This is a genomic window from Allomuricauda sp. CAU 1633, assembly GCF_017313225.1.
Taxonomy (GTDB): Bacteria; Bacteroidota; Bacteroidia; order Flavobacteriales; family Flavobacteriaceae; genus Flagellimonas.
The window spans coordinates 337,495-351,217 of sequence record NZ_JAFLNE010000002.1; the positions used below are offsets into that span (position 1 = coordinate 337,495).

At 41.3% G+C, this 13,723-nt stretch carries 14 protein-coding genes; 10 read left to right on the top strand and 4 right to left on the bottom strand.

Going from position 1 to position 13,723, the window contains the following annotated elements; translation table 11 throughout:
• The first annotated feature begins 142 nt into the window (after positions 1–142).
• Positions 143–1,081: a calcium/sodium antiporter gene (locus J0X14_RS06425; protein ID WP_207096942.1), complete on the top strand. Its 939-nt coding sequence runs from the start codon at positions 143–145 to the stop codon at positions 1,079–1,081.
• Positions 1,082–1,139: 58 nt separating this feature from the next.
• Here J0X14_RS06425 and J0X14_RS06430 read toward each other — a convergent pair whose 3' ends face one another.
• A complete protein-coding gene (locus J0X14_RS06430; RefSeq protein ID WP_207096943.1) occupies positions 1,140–2,162 on the bottom strand; it encodes a glutamine synthetase beta-grasp domain-containing protein in 1,023 nt (340 codons plus the stop codon).
• Positions 2,163–2,374: 212 nt separating this feature from the next.
• On the opposite strand from J0X14_RS06430, the gene J0X14_RS06435 reads away from it, so the two are divergent.
• The 7 genes from J0X14_RS06435 to J0X14_RS06465 all read left to right on the top strand — a co-directional run bounded on the left by J0X14_RS06435 (position 2,375) and on the right by J0X14_RS06465 (position 9,334).
• The gene (locus J0X14_RS06435) at positions 2,375–4,561 is read left to right on the top strand and encodes a glutamine synthetase III (protein ID WP_207096944.1); all 2,187 of its coding nucleotides are present in this window, start codon (positions 2,375–2,377) and stop codon (positions 4,559–4,561) included.
• 90 nt (positions 4,562–4,651) lie between these two features.
• Positions 4,652–5,830, top strand: a complete 1,179-nt coding sequence (locus J0X14_RS06440) for an AIR synthase related protein (protein ID WP_207096945.1) — start codon at positions 4,652–4,654, stop codon at positions 5,828–5,830.
• 46 nt (positions 5,831–5,876) lie between these two features.
• Complete coding sequence (locus J0X14_RS06445) at positions 5,877–6,332, top strand: ubiquinol-cytochrome c reductase iron-sulfur subunit (protein WP_207096946.1); 456 nt, start codon at positions 5,877–5,879, stop codon at positions 6,330–6,332.
• 20 nt (positions 6,333–6,352) lie between these two features.
• Positions 6,353–6,790 (top strand): thioredoxin family protein, encoded by a 438-nt coding sequence (locus J0X14_RS06450; protein WP_207096947.1) that lies wholly within the window; start codon positions 6,353–6,355, stop codon positions 6,788–6,790.
• A 35-nt stretch (positions 6,791–6,825) separates the two neighbouring features.
• Positions 6,826–7,785, top strand: a complete 960-nt coding sequence (locus J0X14_RS06455; RefSeq protein WP_242527940.1) for an FAD:protein FMN transferase — start codon at positions 6,826–6,828, stop codon at positions 7,783–7,785.
• Positions 7,786–7,794: 9 nt separating this feature from the next.
• Entirely contained in the window at positions 7,795–8,004 is a 210-nt protein-coding gene (locus J0X14_RS06460) for a DUF4266 domain-containing protein (RefSeq protein WP_207096949.1), read from the top strand.
• A gap of 16 nt (positions 8,005–8,020) precedes the next feature.
• Positions 8,021–9,334 (top strand): DUF3570 domain-containing protein, encoded by a 1,314-nt coding sequence (locus tag J0X14_RS06465; protein WP_410548701.1) that lies wholly within the window; start codon positions 8,021–8,023, stop codon positions 9,332–9,334.
• On the opposite strand, the gene J0X14_RS06470 is transcribed toward J0X14_RS06465, so the two are convergent.
• Positions 9,321–9,980 carry an ATP-binding cassette domain-containing protein gene (locus J0X14_RS06470; protein WP_207096950.1) on the bottom strand — a complete coding sequence of 220 codons (660 nt, stop codon included), beginning with the start codon at positions 9,978–9,980 and terminating at the stop codon, positions 9,321–9,323. The genes J0X14_RS06465 and J0X14_RS06470 overlap by 14 nt on opposite strands.
• A gap of 350 nt (positions 9,981–10,330) precedes the next feature.
• Between J0X14_RS06470 and prfA the strand changes: the two genes are divergently transcribed.
• Positions 10,331–11,407, top strand: a complete 1,077-nt coding sequence (gene prfA, locus J0X14_RS06475; RefSeq protein ID WP_207096951.1) for a peptide chain release factor 1 — start codon at positions 10,331–10,333, stop codon at positions 11,405–11,407.
• A 77-nt stretch (positions 11,408–11,484) separates the two neighbouring features.
• Positions 11,485–12,309, top strand: coding sequence for an orotidine-5'-phosphate decarboxylase (gene pyrF, locus J0X14_RS06480; protein WP_207096952.1), 825 nt, complete (start codon positions 11,485–11,487; stop codon positions 12,307–12,309).
• A gap of 1 nt (position 12,310) precedes the next feature.
• Here the strand turns inward: pyrF and J0X14_RS06485 are convergent, their stop codons facing one another.
• Together J0X14_RS06485 and J0X14_RS06490 are read right to left on the bottom strand one after the other, a co-directional pair.
• A complete protein-coding gene (locus tag J0X14_RS06485) occupies positions 12,311–12,496 on the bottom strand; it encodes a hypothetical protein (RefSeq protein ID WP_207096953.1) in 186 nt (61 codons plus the stop codon).
• Between the two features lie 470 nt (positions 12,497–12,966).
• Positions 12,967–13,671, bottom strand: coding sequence for a DUF4197 domain-containing protein (locus tag J0X14_RS06490; RefSeq protein WP_207096954.1), 705 nt, complete (start codon positions 13,669–13,671; stop codon positions 12,967–12,969).
• Positions 13,672–13,723: the final 52 nt, after the last annotated feature.

The following is a 13,723-nucleotide window of genomic DNA, read 5'->3' on the forward strand; positions in this document are numbered from 1 at the left end:
TTATACTGACCAAAGTAAAACTAATTTTTAAGTTATACAACTATTTTTGTAGTTGAATTACTAAAAATATAGTTATTTCTTTTTTGGCCTTCTCCTTTAAAGCCGTAAATCTTCCCATATATTTGCCATAAATTCTGCTTTTTTGGAAAACTTGCTTTTTATTGTTTTTGGATTGGTCTTGCTTATTGCTGGAGGAAATTGGTTGTTGAAGTCTGCTGTGGCCTTATCATTGCGATTGGCCATTCCAAAAATTGTCATTGGAATGACGGTGGTCTCTTTCGCCACTTCAGCACCGGAACTTATTGTAAGTGTAAAAGCGGCCTTGGATGGTTTTCCTGACCTAGCTTTGGGAAATGTGGTAGGTTCCAACATTGCCAACCTTGGTTTGGTGTTGGCCATTACAGTGATTATGGGAAGTATTGATGTCCGAAAGAGTTTTTACACCACGGATTGGCCTGTAATGATGGTTGCATCATTACTTTTTTGTGGTTTTATATATTTTGATGGACAGCTACAGCAGTATGAAGGGGTTATACTTGTGATTCTCCTATTTGTATTCCTCATTTATCTGCTCAGATTTCAAAAAACAGCCGTTGTGGATGAAATGCCTGAAGATGATGTTATTCTACCGTTGTATAAAATCGTATTGTATTTAGGCATTGGTGGTATTGCGCTTTGGGGTGGTTCTGAGCTCTTGATCAAAGGGGCGGTGGGTATGGCCTCAACACTTGGGGTTAGTGACAGGGTCATTGGCATAACTGTGGTATCCGTCGGGACCAGTATTCCAGAGTTGGCTGCTTCTGTGATAGCCGTATTGAAAAAAGAGAAGGCTATCTCGTTGGGGAATTTAATTGGCTCCAACATCTTTAATCTTTTGGCCGTACTCGGAATTACATCCATAATAACCCCAATCACCGTTATGGACCATGGATTGCTCTCCAATGATATTTTTTGGATGTTGGGTATCTCCTTCTTGATATTGCCCCTTGTGTTTTTTCCAAAAGGATTGCGTCTGGGCTGGCGCGATGGTTTGGTACTGCTCCTATTTTATGGCAGCTTTGTCTATATGACCATAAAATAAAAAACCGCCCCAAAATTGGGACGGTTTACATCTATAATCAACAACTAATTTATATACGTTATACCTTAGCGGATTTAACGGTCTTTATAATTCTGGCCGCAATCTTATACGGATCTCCATTGGAAGCTGGTCTTCTGTCTTCCAACCAACCTTTCCATCCTCTTTCCACAGTAATCAATGGAATACGGATTGAAGCTCCACGGTCAGAAATCCCATAGCTAAAATCATTGATGGAAGCAGTTTCGTGCTTACCGGTCAAACGTTGATCGTTGAACTCACCATAAACCTCAATGTGTTCTTTTACAACAGGTCTGAACGCTTCACAAATTTTCTCGTAAACCTCTTTGGAACCAGCAGTTCTCAATGTAGTGTTGGAGAAGTTGGCATGCATACCAGAACCATTCCAGTCCATGTCCTTACCAAGTGGTTTTGGGTGGTATTCAATATAATATCCGTAAGACTCGGTTAATCTTTGCAGCAAATATCTGGCGACCCAAATTTCATCACCTGCTTTTTTGGCACCTTTGGCGAACAATTGGAATTCCCACTGTCCACAGGCAACCTCTTGATTGATTCCTTCAAAGTTAAGTCCAGCGGCAATACAAAGATCGGCATGCTCTTCAACAAGTTCCCTGCCGTGTGTATTTTTTCCGCCAACAGAACAATAGTACATTCCTTGAGGGGCAGGATAACCACCTACAGGGAAGCCCAAAGGCAATCCTGTTGCAGTGTCCATAATAAAATACTCTTGCTCAAAACCGAACCAGAAGTCGTCATCTTCATCATCAATGGTGGCCCTACCGTTGGACTCGTGTGGGGTCCCGTCTGCATTCATAACCTCGCACATTACCAAATAACCATCTTTTCTGGCAGGGTCGGGATAGATGGCCACAGGCACCAACGAACAGTCAGAAGATCCACCTTCAGCTTGTTGTGTGGATGATCCATCGAAAGACCAGTTACCAAGCTCTTCCAAGGTTCCTTTAAAATTTTCATGATCTTCAACTTTGGTCTTACTTCTAATGTTTTGAGTTGGGTAATACCCATCTAACCAAAGGTATTCTAATTTAATTTTGCTCATAATTCTGGTAGTTATTTGTTCTCAAATTCACGATCAACAAAAATAACTTTTTCATTGAATTATCAATGTTCTGAGGGGGTAAAATCACAAACTGAACCCTATTATTTATATTACCCCATATTTTGGGCGGGGTTAGGTGAAAAAAAACTAATTTTTTGAGAATATATTATTAAATTGTTAATTGTAGCTTTGCGGAATTAATACAAATCGAGATGCCAAAAACGAGATTTCAGGCCTTGGCCGAAAGCCAGAAAAGGGAACATAAGAACATAGACGAATCGGGGAAGCGATCAGAACTTTTTGGAAAGCAAGTGTTCAATGAGGAAAAGATGCTCCAATTCCTAACCAAGGAAGCTTTTGACAATGTAAAATCGGCCATTTTTCAGGGGAGTAAAATCGATAGAAAAATAGCCGACCAAGTGGCCGAGGGAATGAAAGCGTGGGCCCTATCCATGGGTGCAACGCACTATACCCACTGGTTTCAGCCATTGACAGGAGCAACGGCGGAAAAACACGATGCCTTTTTTGATATTTTGCCCGAAGGAAAAGCCATGGAAAAGTTTGGTGGTGCCCAGTTGGTTCAACAAGAACCAGATGCATCCAGCTTTCCAAGTGGCGGAATTCGAAACACTTTTGAGGCTCGCGGTTATACCGCTTGGGACCCCACTTCTCCGGCATTCATTTATAAAACCACGCTTTGTATTCCAACCATTTTTGTGGCCTATACGGGAGAAGCTTTGGATAATAAAGCGCCACTTTTGAGGGCATTGCACGCTGTGGATCAGGCAGCAACCAGTGTGGCCCAATATTTTGATAAAAATGTTCGAAAAGTATATGCCACATTAGGTTGGGAACAAGAGTACTTTTTGGTGGACAAGGCATTGGCCCAATCCCGATTGGATTTAACCATGACAGGTAGGACGTTGGTCGGGAATTTTTCAGCAAAAGGCCAACAATTGGACGACCATTATTTTGGGGTGATACCACCACGGGTCTTGAGCTTTATGAGCGATTTGGAAAAACAGTGCACTCAATTGGGCATTCCTGTAAAAACAAGACATAATGAGGTGGCGCCCAACCAGTTTGAACTGGCCCCGGTCTTTGAAGAGGCCAATCTCTCCGTGGATCACAACCTATTGTTGATGGATGTGATGGAAGAAGTGGCAAGCAAACATAATTTTAAGGTGCTTTTTCATGAAAAACCTTTTGCTGGAATAAATGGTTCTGGAAAACACAACAACTGGTCCTTGGCGACCGATACGGGCGTGAACCTGTTGAGCCCTGGTACCACACCTATGAAGAACCTTCAATTTTTGACCTTTTTTGTGAACACCATAAAAGCGGTGGATACCTATGAGGAACTGCTCCGGTCTTCCATTGCATCGGCGAGTAACGACCACAGGTTGGGAGCCAATGAGGCACCGCCGCCCATTCTTTCCATTTTTATTGGAAAACAATTGAGTGATGTGCTGGATGAATTGGAAGGCGTTTCCAAAGGAAAATTGTCCCCCGAGGAAAAAACGGAACTCAAGCTTAATGTGGTGGGTAAAATTCCCGAAATTTTGTTGGATAATACCGATAGAAACCGAACCTCCCCCTTTGCCTTCACGGGAAACAAATTTGAGATGAGGGGCGTCGGGGCCAAAATGAACTGCGCCAAGCCCATGACGGTGCTCAATACCATTGTAGCCAAACAACTCACTGATTTTAAAAAGGAGGTGGATGCGCTGATTGACAAGAAGAATCTAAAGAAGGATGAAGCGGTCTTCAATATTTTGCGGGAATACATTAAAACCTCTAAAAGAATTCGTTTTGAAGGCGATGGCTATGGCATGGAATGGCAAGAGGAGGCCCGAAGACGTAAACTCAGTTTCAATAAAAATACACCTGAAGCCTTGCAAATAATCACCTCAAAAGAAAGTGTGGGGCTGTTCAAGGAAATGGATGTGATGAGCGAGGTAGAACTCAAAGCACGGCAAGATGTAGAGTTGGGGGCCTATATTTTCCATATCCAGATTGAAGGAAGGGTATTGGGGGAAATGGTGTATAACCACATCATTCCTGCAGCTATCCGATACCAAAACCTTTTATTGGAAAATATTGGAGGGTTGAAAGAAGTATATGGTGCCGCTCACAAGAAAGTAGCCGAAAGCCAATTGAATCTATTGGAACAAGTGGGGGAACATATTCTCGAAATCAAAAAATTGACCGATGAAATGACAGATGCCCGAAAAAGGGCCAATGGACTTTCCACCATTGACAAAAAAGCACAGGCCTATTGCAACAATGTAAAACCGTATTTTGATACCATAAGGGAGCAATCCGATAAATTGGAGAAACTGATTTCGGACGATCTATGGCCTTTTACAAAGTATAGGGAAATCTTGTTTACAAAGTAGAAAGCCTCATCTAAAGAACACTTTTCAAAAGAGCGTGACAACCTAAGTGTGAATTGATGGTTTTCCGCTATTTTTGCCCAAACCAAGATTATGTCGTCGGACACGAGTAAAAGATATGCACAACGTGGAGTTTCTGCCTCCAAAGAAGATGTGCACAATGCCATCAAAAATATTGATAAGGGCCTTTTTCCAAAGGCGTTTTGCAAAATTGTACCCGATTATTTAACGGGTAGCCAAGAGCACTGTTTGGTAATGCATGCCGATGGAGCCGGTACCAAGTCCTCCTTGGCCTATATGTACTGGAAAGAGACCGGAGATATTTCCGTATGGAAAGGCATTGCCCAAGATGCCCTTATCATGAATGTGGATGATCTTATCTGCGTGGGTGCCACAGACAATATCATGCTATCGTCCACCATTGGGCGAAATAAAAACTTGATTCCCGGAGAGGTCATTTCAGCCATCATCAATGGTACTGAAGAATTGATTTCCGATTTGGAAAAGCATGGGATTACCATTCGTTCCACAGGTGGAGAAACAGCGGATGTAGGTGATTTGGTACGCACCATTATTGTGGATTCCACCGTCACCGCCCGAATGGAACGTTCAAAAGTAATTGACAATGCCAATATTAAGGCCGGGGATGTCATTGTAGGATTGGCTTCCTTCGGAAAAGCGAGTTACGAAAGTGAATATAATGGGGGAATGGGCAGTAATGGACTGACTTCGGCCCGCCATGACGTATTCGAGAAATATTTGGCCCAAAAATATCCCGAAAGTTATGATGCTTTGGTTCCTGGAGAGTTGGTCTATTCCGGAAAAACAAAACTAACCGATGAAGTGTCAGATTCCCCATTAGATGCCGGAAAATTGGTGCTTTCACCCACTCGTACGTATGCGCCAATCATCAAAAAAATATTGGAAAAATATAATGCAGACCAAATCCATGGGATGGTCCATTGTAGCGGTGGGGCACAGACCAAGATTCTTCATTTTGTGGAGAACCTTCACATCATAAAGGACAATATGTTCGCCATTCCTCCACTGTTTAAATTGATTCAGGAACAATCGGGCACGGACTGGAAGGAAATGTACCAGGTTTTTAATTGCGGACATCGCATGGAACTTTATGTGAATGAACAAGTTGCGGACGATATTATCAAAATATCCAAAAGTTTTGATGTAGATGCCCAAATTGTTGGTCGTGTAGAAGCTTCAGAACACAAAAAATTGACCATACAAAGTACGTATGGTAAGTTTGAGTATTAGCATACGAATCAAGGTATTTTAACGTTCTTTTTATAAACCTCTTGCTATGGAAAGAAAAGAATTTTTAAGAAGCCTGGGCGCAGGTGCAGCTTTTGCCCTTATGTTTCCTTGTGCTCAAGGATGCTCCAAAGATGGTGAACTGGAAACGTTTCCCGTCTCCAATGGGGTTGATTTTACCATTGATTTAGACTCAGCTTTAGCTGCCCCATTGGCAAACAACGGGGGCTATATTTCTGTGAAATCTTCTCAGGACCTTACCTATTTTGATATTGTTGTGGCCCGAAACTTGCAAGGTGAACTTATTGCGGCAAGTAAGATCTGTAGCCATCAAGGAACCGAGGAAATCCGTTTTATATCTGAAGATGGCGGCGTATTTCATTGCACCACACATCAATCCAGATTTGCTCAAGATGGCACATCTCTTAATTTGAACACTACCAGCAACCCGTTGAAAATTTTTAGCACAGAACTCGACGGTACCATACTTCGGGTTTTTGAGTAATCGGGTTTGACCAAAATCGTATGAAGAAGTTCTTAACCATAGTATTTTTATGTTTCGTTGGCGTTATGCATGCCCAAGAGTGGCAAGATAATTTCAACGATGCTGTGGATTTGGCCATTCAGGAAGACAAACCCATTGTTTTGGTCTTTTCAGGGTCTGATTGGTGTGCTCCCTGCATCCGGCTAAAACGAAATATTTTGGATTCGGATGAGTTCAAAAGCTATGCTTTTTCCCATTATGTGCTCTATAATGCCGATTTTCCCCGAAAGAAAAAGAACCAACTTCCCGAAGATAAAACAGCAGTCAATAAAACCTTAGCTGAAAAGTACAATCCAAAGGGATATTTTCCTTTGGTAGTAGTGTTGGATAAGAACCAATCTGTTTTGGGCAAGACAGGTTTTAATGTAAGGGCCACCCCAGAAAAATATATTGCAGTACTCAATGATTTTGTAAAATGAAAACGCTCACAGTCCTTTTTTGCAGCCTGTTTTGTATGCTGTCGCAAGGACAGTTGGTGCAGCGTGATATTACGGTAAAAAAGACCCTGAAACTGATGGGTACCCGGTTTGAAATTACCGTTGTAGCCCCAAATGAGGAAATTGGCTATCTGGATATTGATGAAGCGGTTTCGGAAATAGAGCGGATAGAAAGAATGATCTCCTCATGGGATGAAGCTTCCGAAACTTCCAAAATCAACAAAAATGCAGGAATACAAGCTGTAAAGGTGAGCCCAGAATTATTTCGTTTGATAGAGAGAGCGATAAAAATTTCCGAAATCACAGATGGAGCCTTTGATATTACCTACGCATCCATGGATAACATCTGGAAGTTTGATGGCACCATGGACTGTATGCCTGCAGAAGTGGATATTAAAAATTCCATCGCAAAAATTGGATATAAGAAAATAGTATTGGACCCAGAAGCGCAAACTGTGTTTTTAAGTGAACCCGGTATGAAAATAGGCTTCGGCGCTATTGGTAAGGGGTACGCTGCGGACAAGGCCAAGGAGCTTTTAACCTCCAAACAGGTTAAGGGGGGCATTATCAATGCTTCGGGCGATTTAACCACTTGGGGCACCAAAGTAACCGGGGAAAAATGGTTGGTCGGTATTGCCAATCCCTTGAGCAAGGAAAAGGTGTTTAGTTGGTTACCTGTAGTGGAATCTTCAGTGGCCACATCGGGCAATTATGAAAAATACATCACCCTAAATGGCAAAAAGTACTCCCATATTATTGACCCACGTACCGGATACCCTACTAATGGTATCAATAGTGTATCGGTTTTTGCCAAGCATGCCGAATTATGCGATGCCTTGGCCACAGCAGTCTTTATCATGGGAAAGGACACAGGGATACACATGATTAACCAGATTGATGGGGTAGAGGTCGTTGTAGTGGATTCAGACAATAAAATACACAAGAGTTCAGGAATCATTTTCGATACGAATCCGTAAATTTATTCCATGGGAAAACTTCTTTTTTTCTTTCTTCTTTTAATTTTTTCCAGTTCCTGTGTTGCGGTTCGGGAATATGAAAAGGTGTATGTAAGTGATGCTGAGATGCAACTGGGAGCGAGACCTTGTGAACGCTTTGAGACCAACTTTCATATCTATCGCGAAGCTTCATCCGGAGCCAACGGGGGAAAAACAGGTGGGGGCTGTGGATGTAACTAAAATGATAGCCCTTGAGATGGAGAACAATCCAAAAATTCAACATTCCAACAACTTAAAAAATGCATTGATACTGATTGTATGTGCTTTGGGTATGGTTACGGGATGGGCACAACAAACCGATACTTCCTACAAGCGACGCGTGTTGGAGACCAGTGAGGTTGATGTGCTGTTCAGTTATTACGACCAAGATGGGCGACATGCCGCCGTAACGGGTGGAGAAGGTACGGAAGATTTAACCGACGCCACTTCAACCTTGGTATTACGCATGCCCATGAACGAAGATGACATCCTTACGGTAGATGTGGGATTGTCAGCCTATACCTCAGCATCTTCCAGTAATGTCAACCCTTGGGATGGGCGTAGGGAAGGCAACCCTTTTGATGCTTCATCAGGCGAATCCAGAAAGGATTTGTTGGCCTACATTAACCCTAGTTACCAGCATAGTTCAGAGGATCGGAATACCATTTGGAGTGGCAATATCTATTTTTCTTCGGAATACGATTATTTTTCTTTTGGTTTTGGCGGAAGTTATACAAGACTCTTCAATGAAAAGAACACCGAATTTACATTCAGCAGTCGTGTTTTCCTAGATAAATGGAATGCCATATATCCAATAGAACTTAGAGATGGCTTTTTTGATGATAGAATCACAGGTATCGGAACCTATAATCCAAATTTTACCGAATTTGGAAAGGAAAATCGGAATTCCTACTCCTTATCATTTAGTTTTTCCCAGATTTTGAGCCGGAAATTGCAAGGCGCTCTTTTTGTGGATCTTGTAACTCAAAATGGGTTGTTGAGTACGCCATTTCAACGGGTGTATTTTGCAGATAACAACGATTTTTTCATTGAGGATTTTCAATTGGCGGACAATGTAGAGCAACTACCCGACAAGAGGTTAAAGGTTCCTGTTGGTGGGCGCCTTAACTATTATGTGAACGATTTGTTGGTGCTGCGGTCCTATTATCGCTATTATTGGGATGATTGGGGGATTACTTCGCATACCGCCAGTCTTGAAACTCCCTTTAAGTTGACGGACAGGTTTACGCTGTATCCTTCGTACCGCTACTACACCCAAACTGCGGCAGATTATTTTTATCCCAAGGAGGCAGCTTTGTCATCTTACGAGTTTTATACTTCAGATTATGATTTATCCGAATATGATGCCCATCAATATGGGTTTGGTGTTCAATACAAGGATATTTTTGCAAGTGCCTCTATTTTCAATTTTGGACTCAAGACCATTGACCTCCGCTTTAGTCAGTATGACCGCAGTGATGGGTTGAATGCCTTTATCATCACTTTGGGAACTACATTTATCGCGAATTAGGCCTTACATAACCTTCGCTTACCAAATCTTCAACACTCTTAATCGATTTGGAACATCCGTTAGCAAGAAAATAAATGTTGTCACTGACCTCTAGAATATCTTTATAAAAATGGTCTGTTATTAGGATTGCACTGTTCTTTTTTCGTACTTCAATTATGGATTTTATCTTCTGTATATAAAGCGGCGAGATAAATGAAAAAGGTTCATCAAGTAAGATGATCTCTTTGTTCTGATGTAAAATAAGATAGGTCTCCAAAACCTTGATTTCCCCACTTGAAAGCTCAGATATAGTTAGGTTTTGGTAAACTTTAAAGCTTTCAAACTCCTTTTTAAATTTATTCCAATCCACATCAAAAAGATTGAAGGCGGTTTGGATTTTCATGGAATTTGGCAAAAGTTGATGTTGTGGAAGATATGCCACTTTATTGGTTTGGAAGAGCTTTTTTTGAATGACTTTACCGTCAATGCGAACCGATTTATATTTTGATGCCAAACACCCGAAGATAATCTTTAAAAGAGAAGTCTTTCTAGAACCGTTCCTTCCCAATATGCCAGTCACATTTCCATGCTGTGCACGAAGATAAATGCCAAAAAGAATCCGTTTGGCACCAAAATTCAGTTCTATGTTGTCTACCTCAAGAATCATTGAAAGAAAACGAAATAAATAAGGATAGAGGTAAGAAGTTCCATCAAAAAAGAAAGGCAAAAAAGATGCGTTTTGGAGAGGCCAAAATTGTTGTAGAAAACTAGGCTCTGTTTTGACTCACCATCTTGTAATTTCAGAAAATAAATTCCCAATAGCATCAATTTAAAGCACATCACTGAGAAAAAGGAAACCTTGAAGACAAACAGGAAAATTGTGATGGTATTGGATAGAACAAAAATCGTCTTATAGAACAGAAAGACAAGCCGATACGTTTTAAGGCGGAACAATAACCAAGGCATTTACTAAATGTACAAATTAATCGTAAATTCGCAGTCTTAGTGGAAGGAGATATGCTCGATAAACTCAACATTGTAAAACAACGTTTTGATGAGGTCGCAGACCTTATCATTCAGCCTGATATCATTTCGGACCAACAGCGGTATGTAAAACTGAACAAGGAGTACAAGGACCTTAAAGTATTGGTTGATAAGCGGGATCAATACATTGAACTTACCAATAATATTAACGAGGCAGAGGAAATTATTGCAGATGGCAGTGATGCCGAGATGGTGGAAATGGCCAAGATGCAACTGGAAGAGGCCAAAGGTGCCTTGCCCCAATTGGAAGAAGAAATAAAGTTTCTGTTGATTCCGAAAGACCCTGAAGATGCAAAGGATGTGGTTATGGAGGTCAGGGCAGGAACTGGAGGCGATGAGGCCAGTATTTTTGCTGGGGACCTATTCCGAATGTATACCAAATACTGCGAATCCAAAGGCTGGAAGACCAATATTATCGATTTAAGTGAGGGAACCAGCGGTGGATATAAAGAAATCCATTTTGAAGTAAGTGGGGAAGATGTGTACGGCACCTTAAAGTTTGAAGCTGGAGTGCACCGCGTACAACGGGTGCCGCAAACCGAAACCCAAGGCCGGGTACACACCAGTGCTGCCACCGTCATGGTAATCCCGGAGGCAGAGGAATTTGATGTTCAAATTGACCCAAAAGATGTACGGATAGATTATTTCTGTTCTTCAGGACCTGGAGGACAGTCCGTGAACACCACCTATTCCGCGGTACGATTGACACACGTTCCAACAGGGATTGTAGCCCAATGTCAGGATGAAAAATCGCAGCACAAAAACAAGGATAAAGCCTTTAAAGTGTTACGTTCCCGTTTGTACGACATGGAATTAGCCAAGAAGCAGGCAGAAGATGCGGCCAAAAGAAATTCGCAGGTGAGCAGTGGAGATCGCTCGGCAAAGATTAGAACGTACAACTATCCACAAGGTAGGGTCACGGACCACAGAATTGGACTTACACTTTACGATTTGCAGAACATCATGAATGGCGATATCCAAAAAATTATTGACGAGCTAATGTTGGTGGAGAATACTGAGAAATTGAAAGAGGCTTCTGAGATATTTTAGTTTTCAGAAGTCAGAAGTCAGAAGTCAGAAGTCGGGAGTCAGTGGTCAGTTTGAGCGCGGTCAAGAACCCTCAATAAATGAAAATAGAACAATTAATTTCCCAAATCCATCAAAAGAAATCCTTTCTCTGTGTAGGGTTGGATACAGATTTGGAAAAAGTTCCCAAACACCTTCTAAAGGAAGAAGACCCCATTTTTGCTTTCAACAAAGCCATTATTGATGCTACCCATCCCTATTGTGTGGCTTATAAGCCCAATATTGCGTTTTATGAAGCCTATGGCCTGCAAGGTTGGAAATCTTTGGAGCGTACCATGGTGTATTTGAATGAGAAACATCCTGAAATCTTTACCATTGCTGATGCCAAACGGGGGGACATTGGCAACACCTCCACCCGATACGCCAAAGCTTTCTTTGAAACCTTAAATTTTGACTCGATCACCATTGCGCCTTATATGGGTAAGGATTCGGTTGAGCCCTTTTTGGAATTTGAGGACAAGCATACCATTTTATTGGCGTTGACGTCCAATCAGGGAGCTTTCGATTTTCAAACCAAAAAAATTGAAGGGAATGAGCTCTACAAAGAAGTTTTGAAAATTTCCAAAACGTATAAAAATACAGAGCGATTGATGTATGTTGTGGGAGCTACCAAAGCATCGTACCTCAAAGAAATCAGGGAGATTGTTCCAAACAGTTTTCTGTTGGTTCCTGGAGTAGGGGCCCAAGGTGGTAACTTGCAAGATGTATGTGCTTATGGAATGACCAAGGAAGTGGGATTATTGGTCAATTCCTCACGCGGAATATTGTACGCTTCAACAGACCGCGATTTTGCGGATGCTGCAGCGGAGCAAGCCAAAAAAATACAGATTGAAATGAAGGTTGAATTGGGGAAAGTCCACAAATAATTCAGCCTAAGCTTTCCAGTACTTTTTTGATGCTCTGCGCCTTCCTTTTGAAAAATTCAACCAAGTGGGAGTCACCATTGGCCGCTTTTTCAATAAAATTTTTATATCTGAACTCCAAAATGGTAATCGCTTGACTACCGCTGGTGATTGGAGTCACTGTTCCAACTCTACAATACTGATTATTCATAACTCAAGATTTGTTATATCAAAGATACGTTGAAAACTCAGGGATGGATTACAAGGAAATAGGGTATACGTCTAGAAATCAGGTTATTTATCTAAAATTTAACAGAATCGCTGCCTTCTTGATCATTCCCTTACCTTTTGGGTGTAAAAACTTAACTTACATTTGGGAAAACAATTTTGTTGGGCACATGACTTAGTTCATGTCTTAAGAATTTGTGCTGGGAACCTTTTTCTTTGCCTACGAAGCCAACCAAAATAACACTTTTACCCACAAAAAAACCGGTGCGAACACCGGTTTAAACTAACTAACTCAAAAAAATGCTAACTCAGATAATTTCTGTTTACAAAATTCCTGTTTAACCTTCAGGTCAAGGTTAATTTAACTTTAGGAATTTGTTATAATTGTCTCGTATAATTGATTTTATAACGACAACATTTTTAACTTATTGCACTATTCTGAAAAAATTATGATTAATCTTGCAAAGCGAACACTTTTTTTAACAAATCTGTTGTTCTGGAAGAAATTTTAGTCCTGATTTCTTTCTCTTCCACCGCGATCATGGTGTAAACACCTTCCAATGCTTCATTGGTGGTATAGTCTGTTAAATCTGGATTTACATCGTTGGTGAGCGGCAAACTGTTGTAACGGGTTATAATGTTGCTCCATATTTGGTCCGCCCCAACCTTTTGGAACGAATTTTTAATGATCGGATTGAATTTATCGTACAGTCTAGCCTTTGTGGACGACTCCAAATATTGTGTTGCAGCATTGTCATTCCCCAACAAAATTTGTCTCGCGTCATTAAATGTAATTCCTTTAACAGCGTCAACAAAAATGGGAGTGGCCTCGCCAACAGCATCTTCGGCAGCCCTGTTGATGATTCTAAGTCCTTCATCAGCCAAATTTCCAAGGCCTACATCCCGAAGGGTCTTGTCCACCTTTTGTAGCTCTTCTGGAAGCAGAATTTTAACCAACTCATTTCTAAAGAATCCGTTTTCCAGGGCCAGTTTGTTCACCTGTTTTTCAATCCCCATATTCAAGGCTTCCCTGAGTCCTTGGGCAATTTCAGCATTTCCGATTCCAGTAGGTCCTTGGGGCAATTGGTTCACAACTTGCTGCAGTTCTGTGCATCCAGCAAGCTGAAAAACCAATACGCATAGCAGTATTCGTTTCATGGTAAATTTTTTATAGTTAGGGTGAAATTTACTACGAAACCTTAAAACATCT